Source organism: Candidatus Doudnabacteria bacterium (assembly GCA_037200925.1).
Taxonomy (GTDB): domain Bacteria; phylum Patescibacteriota; class Doudnabacteria; order UBA920; family O2-02-FULL-48-8; genus JBDTSL01.
Genome location: JBBCGO010000001.1, coordinates 896,310 through 913,015 on the forward strand (window position 1 = coordinate 896,310; position 16,706 = coordinate 913,015).

The 16,706-nt window shown below is 47.1% G+C and carries 20 protein-coding genes and 3 tRNA genes; 10 read left to right on the top strand and 13 right to left on the bottom strand.

Going from position 1 to position 16,706, the window contains the following annotated elements; translation table 11 throughout:
* Positions 1–150 precede the first annotated feature (150 nt).
* Both WDN47_05105 and WDN47_05110 read right to left on the bottom strand, forming a co-directional pair.
* A complete protein-coding gene (locus WDN47_05105; GenBank protein ID MEJ0021919.1) occupies positions 151–1,428 on the bottom strand; it encodes an ATP-dependent DNA helicase RecG in 1,278 nt (425 codons plus the stop codon).
* 41 nt (positions 1,429–1,469) lie between these two features.
* Complete coding sequence (locus WDN47_05110) at positions 1,470–1,913, bottom strand: hypothetical protein (protein ID MEJ0021920.1); 444 nt, start codon at positions 1,911–1,913, stop codon at positions 1,470–1,472.
* Between the two features lie 3 nt (positions 1,914–1,916).
* On the opposite strand from WDN47_05110, the gene WDN47_05115 reads away from it, so the two are divergent.
* Positions 1,917–2,087 (top strand): hypothetical protein, encoded by a 171-nt coding sequence (locus WDN47_05115; GenBank protein MEJ0021921.1) that lies wholly within the window; start codon positions 1,917–1,919, stop codon positions 2,085–2,087.
* A gap of 119 nt (positions 2,088–2,206) precedes the next feature.
* Here the strand turns inward: WDN47_05115 and WDN47_05120 are convergent.
* The 5 genes from WDN47_05120 to WDN47_05140 form a co-directional block, all read right to left on the bottom strand.
* Positions 2,207–2,281: transfer RNA gene (locus WDN47_05120), tRNA-Arg, on the bottom strand.
* A gap of 16 nt (positions 2,282–2,297) precedes the next feature.
* Positions 2,298–2,777 carry a hypothetical protein gene (locus WDN47_05125; protein MEJ0021922.1) on the bottom strand — a complete coding sequence of 160 codons (480 nt, stop codon included), beginning with the start codon at positions 2,775–2,777 and terminating at the stop codon, positions 2,298–2,300.
* Between the two features lie 7 nt (positions 2,778–2,784).
* Positions 2,785–2,874: transfer RNA gene (locus WDN47_05130), tRNA-Ser, on the bottom strand.
* Positions 2,875–3,003: 129 nt separating this feature from the next.
* Positions 3,004–4,068: a DUF5667 domain-containing protein gene (locus WDN47_05135; GenBank protein ID MEJ0021923.1), complete on the bottom strand. Its 1,065-nt coding sequence runs from the start codon at positions 4,066–4,068 to the stop codon at positions 3,004–3,006.
* 1 nt (position 4,069) lies between these two features.
* Positions 4,070–4,609: an RNA polymerase sigma factor gene (locus WDN47_05140; GenBank protein MEJ0021924.1), complete on the bottom strand. Its 540-nt coding sequence runs from the start codon at positions 4,607–4,609 to the stop codon at positions 4,070–4,072.
* Positions 4,610–4,783: 174 nt separating this feature from the next.
* Between WDN47_05140 and WDN47_05145 the strand changes: the two genes are divergently transcribed.
* Both WDN47_05145 and WDN47_05150 read left to right on the top strand, forming a co-directional pair.
* Positions 4,784–4,875: transfer RNA gene (locus WDN47_05145), tRNA-Ser, on the top strand.
* 176 nt (positions 4,876–5,051) lie between these two features.
* Positions 5,052–5,258 carry a hypothetical protein gene (locus WDN47_05150; GenBank protein ID MEJ0021925.1) on the top strand — a complete coding sequence of 69 codons (207 nt, stop codon included), beginning with the start codon at positions 5,052–5,054 and terminating at the stop codon, positions 5,256–5,258.
* Positions 5,259–5,270: 12 nt separating this feature from the next.
* Here the strand turns inward: WDN47_05150 and WDN47_05155 are convergent, their stop codons facing one another.
* Entirely contained in the window at positions 5,271–5,981 is a 711-nt protein-coding gene (locus tag WDN47_05155; protein MEJ0021926.1) for a ComF family protein, read from the bottom strand.
* Positions 5,982–8,501 (bottom strand): ATP-dependent Clp protease ATP-binding subunit, encoded by a 2,520-nt coding sequence (locus tag WDN47_05160; GenBank protein MEJ0021927.1) that lies wholly within the window; start codon positions 8,499–8,501, stop codon positions 5,982–5,984.
* Between the two features lie 45 nt (positions 8,502–8,546).
* Between WDN47_05160 and WDN47_05165 the strand changes: the two genes are divergently transcribed.
* Both WDN47_05165 and WDN47_05170 read left to right on the top strand, forming a co-directional pair.
* Positions 8,547–8,966, top strand: coding sequence for a regulatory protein RecX (locus tag WDN47_05165; protein ID MEJ0021928.1), 420 nt, complete (start codon positions 8,547–8,549; stop codon positions 8,964–8,966).
* A 41-nt stretch (positions 8,967–9,007) separates the two neighbouring features.
* Entirely contained in the window at positions 9,008–9,355 is a 348-nt protein-coding gene (locus WDN47_05170) for a hypothetical protein (GenBank protein ID MEJ0021929.1), read from the top strand.
* 104 nt (positions 9,356–9,459) lie between these two features.
* Here the strand turns inward: WDN47_05170 and WDN47_05175 are convergent, their stop codons facing one another.
* From WDN47_05175 to WDN47_05185, 3 genes are all read right to left on the bottom strand, one after another.
* Positions 9,460–9,762, bottom strand: coding sequence for a hypothetical protein (locus WDN47_05175; GenBank protein ID MEJ0021930.1), 303 nt, complete (start codon positions 9,760–9,762; stop codon positions 9,460–9,462).
* Positions 9,763–9,946: 184 nt separating this feature from the next.
* Positions 9,947–10,852, bottom strand: coding sequence for a zinc metalloprotease HtpX (htpX, locus tag WDN47_05180; protein ID MEJ0021931.1), 906 nt, complete (start codon positions 10,850–10,852; stop codon positions 9,947–9,949).
* On the bottom strand, positions 10,853–11,398 hold the full coding sequence (locus tag WDN47_05185; protein ID MEJ0021932.1) for a LemA family protein: 546 nt from the start codon (positions 11,396–11,398) through the stop codon (positions 10,853–10,855). It abuts the gene before it with no gap.
* Positions 11,399–11,461: 63 nt separating this feature from the next.
* Between WDN47_05185 and gatC the strand changes: the two genes are divergently transcribed.
* The 5 genes from gatC to WDN47_05210 are packed head-to-tail and all read left to right on the top strand — an operon-like array spanning position 11,462 to position 15,664.
* Positions 11,462–11,746 carry an Asp-tRNA(Asn)/Glu-tRNA(Gln) amidotransferase subunit GatC gene (gene gatC / locus WDN47_05190; protein MEJ0021933.1) on the top strand — a complete coding sequence of 95 codons (285 nt, stop codon included), beginning with the start codon at positions 11,462–11,464 and terminating at the stop codon, positions 11,744–11,746.
* Positions 11,746–13,194 (top strand): Asp-tRNA(Asn)/Glu-tRNA(Gln) amidotransferase subunit GatA, encoded by a 1,449-nt coding sequence (gene gatA, locus WDN47_05195; GenBank protein MEJ0021934.1) that lies wholly within the window; start codon positions 11,746–11,748, stop codon positions 13,192–13,194. The genes gatC and gatA overlap by 1 nt, the downstream gene beginning before the upstream one ends.
* Complete coding sequence (locus tag WDN47_05200) at positions 13,191–13,595, top strand: pilin (protein MEJ0021935.1); 405 nt, start codon at positions 13,191–13,193, stop codon at positions 13,593–13,595. The genes gatA and WDN47_05200 overlap by 4 nt, the downstream gene beginning before the upstream one ends.
* 1 nt (position 13,596) lies before the next feature.
* Complete coding sequence (gatB, locus tag WDN47_05205; GenBank protein ID MEJ0021936.1) at positions 13,597–15,075, top strand: Asp-tRNA(Asn)/Glu-tRNA(Gln) amidotransferase subunit GatB; 1,479 nt, start codon at positions 13,597–13,599, stop codon at positions 15,073–15,075.
* Position 15,076: 1 nt separating this feature from the next.
* A complete protein-coding gene (locus WDN47_05210; protein MEJ0021937.1) occupies positions 15,077–15,664 on the top strand; it encodes a hypothetical protein in 588 nt (195 codons plus the stop codon).
* Here the strand turns inward: WDN47_05210 and miaA are convergent, their stop codons facing one another.
* Positions 15,665–16,555: a tRNA (adenosine(37)-N6)-dimethylallyltransferase MiaA gene (miaA, locus tag WDN47_05215; GenBank protein MEJ0021938.1), complete on the bottom strand. Its 891-nt coding sequence runs from the start codon at positions 16,553–16,555 to the stop codon at positions 15,665–15,667. It abuts the gene before it with no gap.
* Between the last annotated feature and the right edge of the window lie 151 nt (positions 16,556–16,706).

Consider the following 16,706-nt stretch of genomic DNA (forward strand, 5'->3'; position numbering starts at 1 on the left):
CGACATCTATCAACCTCCAGACTTAGCAGCTAGGGATTGTTCGTGTTGTTCTGCATCTCTGATAGTTGAATTTTGCTATAAACCTCCTTGGTTGACCGAGTGTACGATATGCTAATTTTAAAGATTTGTTTTTGATTAGTCAAGATGTCCTTACTCCAAGTGCACTAATGGCTGCGCCTGGATTTTTTGCTTCAAAAGAGGATAAGGATTTAAATTGATATCCTCATTCAAAAGCTTTTCGGCATACACACGAGTCCGCTGGACCAGATCCAGATTCGTAAGATTGGCAATTTTGAAGTCATAACCTGACTGTTTCGTACCATACAGATCGCCGGCTCCCCGGATCTGCAGGTCTTTTTCCGCCAGTTCAAACCCGTTGTTGCTTTCGACCAGGGCCTGTAATCGGGGATTGGCCAAGGAGTCCGGGTCGTCAGAAAACAGAAAACAATACGATTTATGTTCGCTTCGTCCCACCCGTCCGCGGAACTGGTGAAGCTGGGCCAGGCCGAAGCGCTCAGAACCTTCGATCATCATGACTGTGGCGTTGGGCACATCAACCCCGACTTCAATCACGGAGGTGGAAACCAAAATTTTTATAATATTGTCTTTGAACTGCTGCATAGTTTGTTCTTTGTCCGAAGGTCTCATTTTGCCGTGCAGCAGTCCGATTTTGAAGTTTGGAAAAATTTGCTCCGTCAGTTTTTTATATTCTGCGGCGGCGGATCTCACGCCCAATTTGTCCGACTCTTCGATCAGCGGACAGATCACAAAGGCCTGCCGGCCGGCTGAAATTTGCTTCGCTATAAATTCATAAGCCTTGGTCCGGTTTTCTTCCGATACTATTTTGGTTACGATCTTCTGCCGGCCGGCCGGCAGCTCTTTCAGCCGAGACAGATCCAGGTCGCCATAAAGCGTCAGCGCCAGGGTGCGGGGGATGGGCGTTGCGCTCATGGTCAGCAAATGGGTATTGTTGAGCTGTTTTAAAATAGAGCGCTGTTCAACTCCGAACCGATGCTGTTCGTCTATCACGACCAATGCCAGTTTTGAAAATTTGATGTCTTTTTCCAGCAAAGCGTGAGTGCCTAAAATGATCTTCGTCTTGCCGGAAGTGATGGCGGCCAAGAGCGTATCTTTGGAAACCGGATTGCCGTTCAGGCGGCTTTGGGATGAGGTCAAAAGGCCCAGATCAAACCCGTCGTTTTTAAAAAGCTCAAGAAAGGTAGCGTAATGCTGGGAGGCCAGGATCTCGGTCGGGGAGAGCAAGGCCGTTTGCAGGCTGTTTTTGGCAACCACAAAGCTTGCCAGTGCGACAATAATGGTTTTGCCGCTTCCGACATCGCCTTCCAGCAGCCGATTGGCGGGATAAGGGCGGGAAAAATCCGCAATGATCTCGGTCAGAGCGGTTTTTTTGTCCTTCTGTGAGGCCAAAAGGCAGGCTGCTTATTTTCTCCGTCAGGTCAATACCGGTGTTAATTTTTAGGGAAGATCTCTGCTCGCGTTTTTTTTTTGTATTGCAGAACCCGCAACTGGGTCTTGAAAATTTCATCAAATGCCAGCCGGTTCTGAGCATGATTCAGCGAACCGTAATCTTGGGGGAAATGGAAAGTTTTAACTGCCCGGTTTTCATCCGATAATTTTTCGGTTTTCAATATTTCTCTCGGCAGATATTCGGGAATCATGATCTTATCCAGATAAGTTTTGATTATGGAGCGAAGTTGTTTTTGCGTCAGATTAGCGGTCAGGGAATAAAGCGGAACGAGGCGTGAAGTGTGGATCTGTTCGTTTTTTTCCTGCTCGTAAATTGGATTTTGAAGCTGCAGCTTGTTTTTACTGACAGCGACCTTTCCGGAAAAAATAAAATACTCGTTTTTTTTGAGCACTTTGGCCAAAAACGGCTGATGAACCAAACGCAAAGCATGCTTGCTGAATCGTCCTCGATCAAAGCCTGCGTCAGGGTAAAACGGCGCACTTTGGTACGGAAGCTTTTGACATCCAGGATTTTGGCTTTGACATTGGCGTTGTCTCCTGCTTTCAGATCGGCGATCGAAGTGAACTTTGACAGATCCTGGTGGGTGCGGGGAAAATAAAAAAGCAGGTCCTCAAGCGTGTTGATGCCAAGGTTTTTTAAAAGCTTAGCGCGCGCCGGACCCACTAAGTAAAGTTGTTCTACTGGGGTATTAAGATCAAACATTGTTAACGGTATTCTTGGTGCGCCCGCGAGGAATCGAACCTCGATTACAAGCTCCGCAAGCTTGAGTCCTATCCGTTGAACGACGGGCGCTCGTCGCTAAATCTTATCAAATCTTCAGGTTTCTGGCCAGAGTGTCCGTGAATGACTCTTCGCGGTCCAGATCTTCAGGGATATATTGATTCAAAAATAATTTTAGTTCCACCGGATCCTGGCTGCCCAATTCCAGGCTGATCTGGCTGTTCAGGTAAGCCGAAGTCTCAAAATTCAAAGTTTTTACAGTCGGCGGGTTGTAAATGATCCAGAAAGTTTTAACGGTTTTGTAGGGATAAACAATGCCGCCCGAAACGATGCCCGTTTTGCTGGCTTTAAAGATCAAGGTTTTGGGTTGCTGTGAGGTGAACAGCAAAACCGAGAAGATGATGACCACGAAAGTTACGACCATGAGAATACTGTGGTTATATATGCCGAAAATAATCAATGCGAGAGAGATGAATCCAAAACTTAAATACCAAACGGGCGGCCGTGATTGCCTCGTTTGGCTTAAAGCTTTCCAGGTTATGGTTTCGGGAAGTTTTTTATTTTCCATAAATTTTTGGCGGTGGGGGCGAGATTCGAACTCGCGGTCGGCTTTCACCGACTCCGGTTTTCAAGACCGGTGCACTAAACCGCTATGCGACCCCACCGCATTAATTTTACCATTATTTTGATAGATAAGAAAAGACCCGCGTTTCCGCGGCCTTTTCCTCATATGAGTTTCTTTCCTTAGACGAATTTAATTATGGACAATCCATAATTAGAAAATTTAAATACGCTTACTGTGAGGCAGGAGTGGTGTCTGCGGCTGGGGTTTCAGTTTTAGCATCATCAACTGGTTTAGAATCGGATGTTTTAGCATCAGTTGCTTTAGGGTCAGGTTGGGTAACTGTTGTAGGGTCTTGAGTTAAAGTAATTGTCTGGGCGTATGTTTTATTGTCTTTGATGATTCCGTCAATATCCACCTGTTGATCGATAGTTAGATCGGCGGCTGTTGTATTTACGTATGCCGTATCTTTGGAAACCAGGAATTTGGCCGAGCCAATGCTGACATAGGTGTTTGTTACGGCGGTAAGTTTGCCTTGCGCCGAAACCGAATTATCAGAGCTATTGGAATTGTCATCTGCTTTTGCGCCAGCCAGCTGGATGTTCGCAATAGTTTGTTCCAGTTCGATCTTGACCTCGCCTTCGCTGGTAATGGAAGCAACCTTGAGCTTGTTGGAAAGATCCGCGAGCTTGGTGGCAATTGCGGCCTTCGGCTGCTGACCGCTTGCATTAGCTGCAGCAGTTGCGGTTTTTTGCAGGTCCTTAACGGTGTCAGACACGATCTTTTGGGCTGTTTTGTCCGAGATCTGGCCGTCCTGCTGCTGTTGCAGGACCTGCTGGAGCTCGTCCACGCGATTGTTGGCAAACTGGATCTGCAGGGAAGATTGCTGGTCAGCCGGAGCCAGTTTCAACTGGATATTTTCAACCACTTTTTTCAGCGGATATATTGCTTGTCCAGGCACGCTGTTTAAGGCAGCTACAGACGTACCCAAGGTCAGGCTGATAACGATCAAAACGCTGCCCAGGACCACGGTGCCGATGCGCAGCAACCTTGGGACGGTTGCTACGAACCATCCGGATTCTTGTCTATCCTCTTGGCGAGCAGCAATGCGGTCAAGGATCTGGTTTTTCACCCGCATAAAATCAAAATTTGGGATATGGGCTTTGGGCAGGCTGTTGAGTTGCGAAAGCAAAGTTAGCAATCCGGAAGTTTTGCGGTCTTTTTTATAATCAGAAACATCGCCGTTAGTTTTCAAACGGTCGATGATCTCATCAAGTTTGTCCTGGTCTGGTTCCATATTATTGCTTATTTTTCAAAAGTTCTTTAAGTTTCGCAATTGCGCGGTGCTGAAGCACTCGGACTGAGCCTTCGGTCTTTCCCATAATATAGGAAATTTCTTCATTTGAAAGGTCTTCAAAAAATCTGTATTTGATGATTTGCTGCTGATCCTGCGGGAGTTGGTTCAGGACATTGAGGATCTTGTTCTGCTGAAAGCTGAGATTCACGGAATCAACTGAACTGGCTTCATCTACCAAAAATTCTTCCACTTCTGACAGGGCGATCAGTTCCTTTTTCAACCTATAGTAATCTATAATGTTGTTTTTGGCAATCTGGTAGAGCCACCCTGACAGGGCGCCGGGGGAATTGATCTGATTGATCTTCTCCCAGCTTTTGACAAAAGTATCGGATAAAACGTCCTCTGCCACTTCTTTGTGGCCGACCCGGAAGTAGATGAACCGGTAGATCTTATCGGCAAAGTGGTCATAGATCCGGCCAAATGCGTCTTGGTCGCCGGATTGCGCCTTTTGCAGCCAATTTTTTAATTCTTCTTCCGTCATAGTTTAAGACGATTATTCAGGTAAAATGTTACAAAGCCAGATTTTATTTTACCATAAATTGCGTAAATTGACTTTTAACCCAATTTAAGCCAAAATTAGCTGTAATAACTCTGTCATTCCGGACTTGATCCGGAATCCAGATCCTGAAACAAGTTCAGGATGACAGGGCGACGAGGAGAGTTGGCCGAGTGGCTTAAGGCAGTGGATTGCTAATCCACGGGTGTCTAAAAAACGCCGCACAGGTTCGAATCCTGTACTCTCCGCCAATAAGAATTAGATGAATTTAATCGGATTCGAACGGGTTGAAGCGAGACAAGTCATCAGACGAAGTCGAGCGTCGACAAACGCGAGCAAGCGCAGCGTTTGGCGCAACCCAGTCCGCGCGAGCATCAGCGAGCGCTGAAGAATCCTGTACTCTCCGCCAATAAAATTTAAGTTTACAATGAATAAAAGGCATACAGTGTATCACAAAGACGGCAGTGTTTGGGCCAAAGGTAAAATGTCGGGCAGCGTACCGGATGGTTATTGGGAATGGTTCCGGAAAGACAGGACAAAAATGCGGTCCGGATATTTTAAAAAAGGCAAACAAACCGGAAAATGGACCACTTATGATAGAACCGGAAAAGTGGTCAAGGTAACTAATTTTTAATTTTTTTGGACCTTACCCGTGCGCGGCGGTCAGGAGCCAGACTTCCTGTGCGTGATCATGTTTCAAAAGTTTTGCCAGTTCATTGGCTGTAGATCCTGAAGTGACCACATCATCCACCAGCAGGATCTTTTTGTTTGATGCATCGCCGATCAAACCAAAGGCGTTTTCCATGTTACGTTTTCGTTCTTCTGCTTTGAGTTTGACTTGCGGCTTTGTGAATTTTTGTCGCAACACAAGTTTATTGTCCACGTTGAGTTGCAGGTTTTCAGCAAGTTTACCGGCTAATAATTCTGCCTGATTGAAGCCGCGCCAGTTGAAGCGACGGGCATGCAATGGCACTGGAACAATGGTAAAGTCCCGGAAATATTCGGCCAGCTCCTGCTTTTTTATCTCTTCCAAAATTGTTTCAGCCAGAGGAAGGCTTAGGTCGGAAATAAAGTTGTATTTGAAAGTCTCAATGATCTTATTGACTTGCCGGTCTTTGTAGGGAAGAGCTGCAATACTGCCGTCTATTGTGTTTTTGGTTTTGCAACTAAGGTGCGTTTTGCCGAAAGGCGAAGCTGTCTGGCAGACAAGGCACTGCTGCTTATCCAATCTCGGCAATTCCGTAAGGCACTTATCGCAAAGATACAAGCCGTCCGCGCCGCAGAGGAGGCAAGAGATCGGAAAAAGCAGGTCAAGAAATTCTTGGCCTGCTTTTTTGAGGATATTTTTTACATCCATTTATGCCCGTGCTAATTCAACCTGTTTGATCTGGATAGCATCATTAGCAACCGTGATCTTCGCCTCCGACATTTCGGCGATTTCACCGGTAATGATCTTTTCAGCCAGAGTGTCTTCGATCGTTTCCTGAATGTTGCGGCGGATGAGACGCGCGCCTTGCGCCGGATCGTAACTTTTATCCGCTATGAACTTCAGCACTTCGCGGTCAAATGATAGGGTTATATTTTGCTGTTTTAATATCCGCTCCACCAGCCGGTTCAGTTCCAGGCTGACGATCTTCCGGATCTCTTCCATTCCCAAGGGGCGGAAAACAATGATCTTGTCGATACGATTGAGAAGCTCGGGCCGCATAGCCTCGCGCAGCGAAGATAAAACCTTGTCTTTCACCCGGTCGTATTCATGTTCGGCTTTTACCCGCACGTCCTCCTCGGTTTGGGTATTGCGGTCCTGCGAAAAGCCAAAGCTGCCGGCAGTGCGGGTCAGTTCGCTCATTCCGATGTTGGAGGTCATGATGACCACAGTGTTGCGGAAGTTGATCCTTTTTCCCGCCGCATCCGTCAGCTCGCCCTCTTCCAGGATCTGTAAAAGAATGTTGAATACGTCAGGGTGCGCTTTTTCAATTTCATCGAACAGGATCACGGCATAGGGTTTTTTGCGTATCTCTTCGGTCAGCCGGCCGCCTTCCTCATAGCCAACGTAGCCGGCTGGCGCGCCGATCAATCTTGCCACATTGTGCCGTTCCATGAATTCGGACATATCCACGCGCACCAGAGCGTCTTTGTTCTCAAACACTTCTTCAGCCAAAGCCTTGGCGGTCTCGGTCTTTCCCACGCCCGTAGGGCCTAAGAAAAGGAAAGAGGCGATAGGCCGTTTGGGTGAGGCGATACCTGCTCTGGAGCGCCTGATGGCCGAAGCGATCTGTTTGGTGGCCTCGTCCTGGCCCACGATGCGGGTCTGCAGGGTTTTTTCCAGGCCGATAAGTTTTTTGCTCTCGGATTTTAGAAGTTTGGTCAGCGGGATCTTTGTGATATTAGAAACAGTACGGCCGATATCCTCAGCAGTGATCTGTATGTTGGCGGAGGTCTTGCGGCCCAGGGTTTTTTGGTATTCCTGTTTCTGTTTTTTCAGCTTGTCTTCCTGCGACTTTAAATGCAGCGCTGTGGTGAAATCCTGCAGCATCACAGCTTTGGTCTTTTCCTCTTCCAGGCGCTTCAGTTCACTTTCGATCTTTTTCACGACCCGGATATTGCGGGTCTTGGTGTTCAAAGTTTTGCTGTACGCCGCGGTTTCGTCGATCAGGTCCAGGGCCTTATCGGGCAGAAAACGGTCGGTCAGATAACGGGACGACAGTTCCACAGCCGCTTTGATGGCTTCATCTGTGATCACGACATTATGGTGGCGCTCGTAATTTTCCCGAAGGCCACTTAAGATCTCCAAAGATTCTTCGTTGGACGGCTCTTCCACCAGGATCGGCTGGAAGCGCCTTTCCAGCGCCGCATCATGCTCAATGTGTTTTTTATATTCAGAAAGGGTTGTGGCCCCGATCACTCGGATCTCGCCGCGGGCCAGCGCAGGCTTTAAGATATTGGCCGCATCCAAAGAACCGGTCGTAGCTCCTGCTCCGACAATGGTGTGCAGTTCGTCAATGAATAAAATGATGTTTGAATTGTCCCTGACTTCATCGATAACTTGTTTTAAACGTTGTTCAAATTCTCCGCGGAACATAGAGCCGGCCACGACCAGCGCCATGTCCAAAGTCAGGATCTTTTTATCAGCCAGCGTATCCGGGATCTCCTGTTTGGAAATGGCCAGAGCCAGGCCTTCAACGATCGCGGTTTTGCCGACCCCCGGTTCGCCGATCAGCACGGGGTTATTTTTGGTGCGGCGATTAAGAATGGAGATCAGGCGTTCTATCTCGTTCTTGCGGCCGATGACCGGATCGATCTTGCCCTTCAGAGCTTTTTTGGAAAGGTCCGAGGTGAAATAATCCAGAGCCGGCGTCTTGGTATTTTTTTCAGGAGCGGGCAATTCCGCCTGCTCGTCGACATTCAGCAGATCGGGAAACCTGGAAACATTCTCAAAAATTGACAGCAGATTTTTCCGCAGCTCAGACACTGAAACTTTCAGACCCAGCAGCATGGTTTTCGCTTCGTCGGTCTCCATGTCCGTGATCCCATACAAAAAGTGCTCAGTGCCGATGAACTGGTATTGGTAGCGGCTGGCGATGATGGCGGCCTTCTCAATGACCTCGCGCAGATTGTTGGAGAGCTTCGGCTGCCATTTATCAGAGATATGGTTTTGGTTCAGGCTGATGATCTGCTGCTTGACGGTTTCGCCGTTCACGCGGCTTTTCAGCAGGATTTCCGAGGCAAACGAAGCCTTCTCCTCTACGATGCCGTAAAGCAGATGCTCGGTACCGATGTGGTCATGGTGCAGATCTTCGGAAATGCGCTGTGAAGTTATCAAGGCGCTTTTCGCCCGACTGGATAGCCGTTCTAGAATAAATGAAAAGTGGTTCATAAAGGGTTATACTATATATGTATTATACCATGTGTGTCAAGCCATATGAATATCGAAGAAAAAGCCAAAAGTTTGCTTAAGATCCGGCCTCACCATTCGGAAGAACTGGCGAAAAAACTTCTGATGCGCGGTTTTGACCGTGAGCAGGTCAATGCCGTTATTGCTAAATTAACAGATGAAAAGCTGATTGACAATCAGCAGTTTGCACAAAATTATTTGGACAGTTTGATAAGATATAAAAGTTTTGGTTTCTACGGTCTCAAGGCCAAACTGATGCAGCGGGGGATTGATGGCAAAGATGCGGAAGCTTTGTTGAAAGAAAATTTGCCCATTGAGACAGAAAAAGAAATCGCCCTGAAAGCGGTTGAAAAATCGCAAGAAAAAGATAAAGCGAAACTGGCTCAAAAATTGTCCAGGAAAGGGTTTCGGAGCGAGGTGATTAGGGAAGTGGTCAAAACAAAATGATTATGATAGCATAAGCAAACAAAACAGAAGAAGGGATTTGTATGGATGTAGATGCGGTCATCAAATACCTGCAGGTGACGCAGCAGGATTTGAGTTGGATCACTCCGCCAAATTGGTCAGGACGCCGATATGTCGCTTATGAGATCTATGGAACTTTTAGAATAAGCGGATTTAACCGGTCATGCCCGCTGTCGCGGATCATAGATCAAGGCGTAGATCGATTAAATAGATTTGTGCCAGTCCCGGAACAAAAAAGGATCATCCAGGCTTCTTTTGCGGTAACAGATTTTTTTGATCTTACTTCGAACCACAACACGATGCTTCGAAGAATTAGCCGTCAAGAACTGGAATTTGAAGTTTCGACGCATCCATTTTTGCCGTTCACATAAGAGAAAGCGCTGTGCTTTTCTCTTTTTTATTACTGCATTTGCTCATGACTTTAGTCATGAGCATGCTCAGTAGCAAAAAAAGAGCCAACCGCTTGCGCAGTTGGCTATTTGAACCCCAGGTCAGCCGCCTTCGACGGTCCGAGATGGACCATCAGTCCATGAGACCAGAGGACGTCACGTAGATCGTACAGCGATTTTCTTCCGAAATTGCCGACGCGCATGAGCTCGCCTTCGTCGGCGACCAGGATCTTGCGCAGGGACCACCCCGACAAAGCTTGCTGTACGCGCAGGGGGAGTTCGGCCCGAATCTCGGCTTCCGTTGCTTTCGCTCCGATTTTCCGGATCCGTCCCGACAATCGTGCACGCCGTCCATGCAGTTCGGTTGCTGTTGGTTCGCTCCAGATCATTAACACTGCCTCCTGTTGGCTTTTGAGGAGGTACCGAACTTTAAAGTCCGGAACCGCCTACTATCAGAATAAGAGCAAGGTCCTATCTGTAATAACTAATTTTACTCATAGTTTTGTCATTTTGTCAATAGTTAAATAAACAAAAAAGACCCCGGACCAAGTCCGGGGCGGGGTGTATTAGGGATTATTTCTCCATCTCTTCCAATCTTTTGATGCGTTCCTGAATAGGGGGGTGGGTGTCGAACAGGCGCGACAGGGCAGAACCTGCCTGCCGGACATTGAGATTTTGTTTGAAAGGATTGACTATATAGAGGTGCGCCGTGGCATTATTAGCTTCTTCTAAAGGCTCGGTATCAGCCGCGATTTTTTTGAGCGCCGAAGCCAAACCTTCCGGATAGCGCGTCAGCAAAGCGCCTGAGGCGTCAGCCAGATATTCGCGCTTGCGCGAAATTGCCAGTTGGATCAGAGTTGCGGCGATGGGCGAGAGGATGGCTAGCACCAAACCGACTACCATAAAAATTACGCCGGCTTCACCTTCATTATTGCGGCGCCTGCCGCCGAAGAAACTGGCTCTCAACATCCAGTTGGACAAAAGCGAAACCACGCCAACCAGCACCACAATAATTGTTGAAAGCCGGATGTCATAATTACCGACATGCGACAGCTCGTGGGCGATCACGCCTTCCAGTTCCGGTTTGGTCAGTTTGCTTCGCAGTCCTGTCGTGATGCAGACCACGGCGTGCTTCGGGTCGCGGCCGGTGGCAAATGCATTGGGAGCCGTATCATCTATAAGATAGATTTTTGGTGTCGGCAGGCCCGCGGCGATGGCCAGGTTTTCAACTGTGTGGTAGAGCTCCGGATCATCGGCGCGCTGGATCTGTTTTGCGTGCGACATGGAGAGAATGATCTTGTCCGAATAGAAATAACTGGTCAGGCTTAAGCCAACGGAAAAGATCACGGCGATCGGCAAAATACCCGGCGAGTCAAAATACTGGCCGAAGAAGTAACCGAGCGCAATGATCAGAACCAAAAAGAATGTTATCAGTAGCGCTGTTTTGCGTTTGTTGGAAGAGATTTCAGAGTAGATCATTTAGAATTGCACATTCACCGGCTGCTGGATGGCCTTGTTGTCATCGTCAAAGAAAGTTTTGGCGGTAAACCCGAGCATGCCCGCAAACAGGTTTGATGGGAATGTCTGAATTTTGGTATTGTAGTCGCGGACGTTGCCGTTATAGAACCTTCTGGCCGCCTGAATCTTATCTTCAGTGTCGGTCAGATCTCCCTGCAGCTGCAGGAAATTCTGGTTGGCTTTCAGTTCCGGATAATTTTCCGCCACGGCGAACAAAGAGCGGATGGTCTGCGACAGCTGGTTTTCAGCAGCTAGTTTCTGTCCGGGGGTCGGCGCTGCCATGGCAGTGGCGCGGGCAGCGGTAACCTTAGTAAACACGCCTTCCTCATGTTTGGCGTATCCTTTGACCGTGTTGACCAAATTCGGGATCAGGTCGTAGCGGCGTTTGAGCTGGACTTCTATGTCTGACCAGGCTTCGTCCACGCGATTGCGCGACTGGACCAGGCCGTTGTAAATAGCAATACCGGCTACAACCAGCACGACAACGACAATTAGCAAATAAATCATATTTTTCTCCTTTCTCTATCTTATTATAGATATGGTATAATAAATTATCAATAACCAGTAATTATGGCAATTTCTATAGAAGAAGTCAACAGGATCGCAAAGCTGGCCCGCTTATCATTTAGCGAAGACCAGAAACAAAAATTGCAGCAAGAGTTGTCGGCAATTCTGGATTACGTGGACCAGCTGAAAGAAGTGGAAGGCAGGGTCAGTCCCGAAGCTGCAGATCCGGGTGCGGTTAACCTGATGCGCAACGACGTGGCGCAGGAAACCGCGGCACCGGAAGATTTTTTGAAGCAAGCGCCGGCTCGAGAGGGAAATTTTATTAAAGTAAAGAGTGTTTTAGACTGATGGAAATTCTTGACCTGACAGTTAAAACTGCTGCTGATTTGCTGGCGAATAAGAAAATTTCCGCTAAAGAATTGGCCCAATTATCTTTGAAGCGAATTAAACAGATAGATGATAAATTGCATGCATTTTTGTATGTTGCGGAAAAAGAAGCACTGGCTTCCGCAGACAAAGCTGACGGCCTGATCGCAGATGGCGAGAATTTTTCGCTCACAGGGATCCCTTACGCGGCCAAGGACAATATTTTGGTAAAAGGACTTCAAGCTACCGCCGCTTCGAAAATTTTGGAAAATTACAAAGCAACCTATGACGCTACGGTTATTAAGAAATTAAACGAAGAACAGCCGGTGCTCATGGGTAAAACCAATCTAGATGAATTTGCCATGGGTTCCTCGACCGAAAATTCAGCCTACGGGCCGACGAAAAATCCTTACGATCTCACCCGCGTGCCGGGCGGTTCCTCAGGCGGCTCCGCTGCCGCGGTTGCGTCCGGCGAAGTTCTGTTCGCACTCGGCACAGATACCGGCGGATCGGTCAGGCAGCCGGCCAGCTTTTGCGGGATCGTCGGTTTTAAGCCGACGTACGGCCGCGCTTCCCGCTACGGTTTGATAGCTTTGGGATCCTCCCTGGATCAGGTCGGAGTGCTGGCCAAAACGGTTGAAGATACGGCAGCGGTTTTTGAGATTATTGCGGGACAGGATTCTTATGATTCCACATCATTGCCCAAGCCCGTGCCTGATTACGGCAGTTTTTTAAAAGAAGACATGAAGGGAATAAAAATCGGAATTCCAAAAGAATATTTCATTGACGGCTTAGATCCGGAGGTTGATGCGATCGTAAAGAACGCTGTAAAAAAAATGCAGGAGTTGGGAGCCGAGGTTTCTGAAATGAGCCTGCCGCATTCCTCGTACGCTTTGGCCTGCTATTATATTATTTTGCCGGTTGAAATTTCCGCAAATCTTTCCAGGTATGACGGCATCCGCTACGGCCTGTCAGCCGCCGGGAACAATTTGGAAGAAGTTTATTATAACACCCGGTCAAAGGGATTTGGCGCGGAACCCAAGCGCCGGATCATGATTGGCACTTATGCATCTTCCGCCGGATATTTTGACGCTTATTACAAAAAAGCCAAACAGGCCCAACAGCTCATCCGCCGGGATTTTATCGATGCTTTTAAAAAATTCGATCTGATCGTCACTCCCACAACCCCGGCTCCGGCCTTCAAGCTCGGCGAAAAAACCGATCCGCTTTCCATGTATCTGGCGGATATTTTTACCGTCGGACTGAACATCGCTGGCGTGCCGGGAATTTCAATTCCGGCCGGAACCACAAAGGCAGGCCTCCCGGTCGGGGTCCAGCTTGTGGCCGACCACTTTGCGGAAGAAAAATTGTTTGGCGCCGCGTTTGCTCTAGAAAAATCTTTAAACTTATCATTAAAACCAAAAATATGAAAAAGAAAATTTTTGTTTTGATATTTATTTTCACTCTGACGGCCCCATTGCTTGCCGCTGCCGCTCCATGCTCTGTTAACGTAAATAATAACCCGCCGCTTACACCCAAGGACTTGCCGATATGCGTTAATCAGATCTATATCTGGTCGCTCGGCATTTCGGCCCTTTTGGCCATGCTGATCCTGGTTATAGGCGGATATTACTACATGACAGCTTCCGGGAATGCCGAGCAATCGGGTAAGGGGATTCAAATGATCTGGTCGGCTGTTATTGGTTTGGGGCTTTTGTTCGCTGCCTATTTATTGCTGCATACTATCAATCCGGATCTGGTTAATTTTCCGGTAAATTCGTTAAATACAATTAATCAGCCTCAGCCAGGGCCCCGTCAAACGCCCCAATAAAATGATCAAGGATTACGAACCGGTTATTGGATTGGAAGTCCACGTACAATTGAAAACTTCCAGCAAAATGTTTTGTCGCTCCAAAAATGCCGAAGCTGATCAGCCGAATATTCATATTTGCGAAGTTTGCACAGGACAGCCGGGGACATTGCCGGTGATCAACGAAGAAGCTGTGAAGAAAGCCGTAATGGTCGGCCTGGCTTTGAACTGTAACATCGCCGAGTATTCAAAATTCGACCGCAAGAATTATTTTTATCCGGATCTTCCCAAGGGTTACCAGATATCGCAATTTGATATGCCCATAAACGGCCGCGGGCAAATGAAACTGGCGGTAAACGGAGAAACCCGGACAATAGGCATCACACGCGCTCATTTGGAAGAAGATGCGGGCAAGCTCGTGCATCCGCCGGGCGCAAACTACAGTTTGGTGGATTATAACCGCGCCGGGACGCCGCTTCTTGAGATAGTCTCTGAGCCGGACATCCGCAGTTCAGAAGAAGCCAGGCATTATTTACAGGAACTGCAAAACCTAATGCGTTATTTGAATGTTTCGGATGCTGATATGGAGAAGGGGCATTTGCGATGCGATGCCAATATTTCCCTGCGGAAAAAAGGGGAAAAAGGATTTCCGCCGTATAAAGTTGAGATCAAGAATATGAATTCTTTTAAATCCGTGGCATCAGCAATTGAATTTGAGATCAGGCGGCAAACGGAAATTTTGGATGGAGGAGAAATTCCAAAATTGGAAACCCGCGGCTGGGCGGATGACAAAGCAATTACGGTTTCCCAGCGGTCAAAAGAGGAGTCGCAGGACTACAGATATTTTCCGGAGCCGGACCTGCCGGTTTTGCATTTTACCAAAGATTATTTGTCCGGGTTGAAGCGGGAATTGCCGGAACTGCCGAAAGCCAGAAAGCAAAGGTTTATCAGCGAATTTGGTTTGGCCGAAAAAGACGCGCAGACTTTGGTTTCATACAAAGAACTGGCAGAATATTTTGAACATGTCGCAACCGAACTGGCCGAATGGTTTGAAGCCGAGCACGTGAAAGATGCCGGCAATAGCGGGCAGACGGTGGCGAATTGGGTTTTGGGGCCGTTTTTGGCGGCTATCAATGAACATAACTTGCTTCCGCGGGACTCAAAGGTCACTGAAGAAAATTTTGCGGAACTGATCAAGATGATCCGGCAGGGGAAAGTTTCTAATCTTGCAGCCAAGGATGTATTTGCCAAAATGTTCGAGACCGGCGAGGATCCGCACGTCATCCTGGACCAGCTGGGGCTTCACCAGGTTTCCGATGAATCGGTAATTTTGGAAGCCGTAAAAAAGACAATTTCAGAAAATCCCAAAGGAGTTGCGGATGCTAGGACAAAAGGCGACAAAGCTTTAGGTTTTTTGATCGGGCAGGTTATGAAGGAATTGAAAGGAAAAGGCAATCCGCAGATTATCAATGAAATTTTGAAAAGAGAATTAAAAATTTAATATGAAAGAGTATTTAGTATCATTTGATAATATCCGCCTGGAACATAAGCTGACTGATGAAGAAAAAGCCGAAAAAGTTGAGGTTTTTTTGCGCTATTACCTGATCACAACCGCGGACCAGATACGGCTGACCCAGAGGATCCAAAAAGTATATAATCCGTTCAGTTTTAAAAATTTCAGCTGGGGGAAGAAATTCGGAGGCGATGATGACCCTAAATTCCAAAAAACCCTGGCCAGCCTGAAAGATGATTTTATAAAAAAAGAGACTGATGAAAAGCTTTATCATCTGGATCAGGGTGAGGGAAAAATATTTAACCACTACTATTACAGGCTATCTCCCAAGATCATAGAGATGATAAAAAAATCAACCCTGATCTGGCTGCATTATTATACCGAGAAAACTTATGAGCCTTTTTATGGTTTTGAAGACCCGAGTTTTTATAAAGAAGGCAGACTGGTCGCCCATGTCGTCAGCCATGAGAATTATGTTCATTTATTCTTAGACGAAGATATCGCATATAATTTTATGAGACGTCTGAGTGTGGAATTTCATGATATAACCAGTCAAAATATAAAAAGCTTAAAATAATCAGGCTGACAGGTATTTTCTAACAAGCCGTTCGGCTTGTTTTTGATTTTTGATCCAATGAATGCGGCTGTCGGTCTTAAACCAGGTCGTCTGGCGTCTGGCGAATTTGTGAATTGCTGATTTGAGCTGTTCAATCATCTGCCCGTAGGTTAAGTAGCCTTGCAGGTATAAAGAAACAAAGCGATATTCCAGGCCCATTTCTTGCAGACGTTTGTGAGCAACTTTTTGCTTAAGAAGTTTTTTGACTTCGAAGACCAGTCCTTGTTTAAAGCGGTTTTCTAAACGCTCGTCGATCAGTTTATACAGTTTTGGCAAATCTTTTTTTAAACCGAGTAAAAGAGATCCTGAACCAAGTTCAGGATGACGCAATGGCGGCACCGGCTTCCCCGTGGACTTAATGATCTCAATGGCACGGATGAGGCGGCGCGGGTTCTGGCGGTCAATATTCATAGCGCGCCGGGGATCCAGTTTTTTCAGGATCTTAAAAAGTTCGGCAGGTGTTTTTTTATTCAATCGGTTGCGTAATTTGAAATTGGGCTTAACCCCGGGAATCTGCAAGTCGTCGATTGTGGCGTAAATATAGAAAGGCGTGCCGCCGACCAGAAACGGCAGTTTATTTTTTTCCCTGATCTGTTTGATCGCCTTTAAAGCCTTTGGTTTGAAATCCGCTACGGTGAATTGTGTTTTGGGCGAAGCAACATCAAGCAGGTGATGACGGACTTGCTTTTGTTCTTTTTTCGTGACCTTGCCCGTGCCGATGTCCATGCCTTTATAGACTTGTCTGGAATCTGCCGAAATTATCTCGCCTTGGAATTTTTGAGCAAGTTTAATTGCCAGGCTTGATTTGCCCGAGGAGGTGGGACCCAGAATGACTACCAATCCGGGCTTCATTATTTTTTCTTGGCGATTTTAAGACCCGCAAACTTGGAAGGTTTGCGCAGTGATAATCCATGCACCCGCATTCGCGGGCGCTTTTTTATTTCTCTTTTTTCTGCTTTGAGATTGTGTTCGGTTTTTTGTCTCATATTTGATATGATACGAG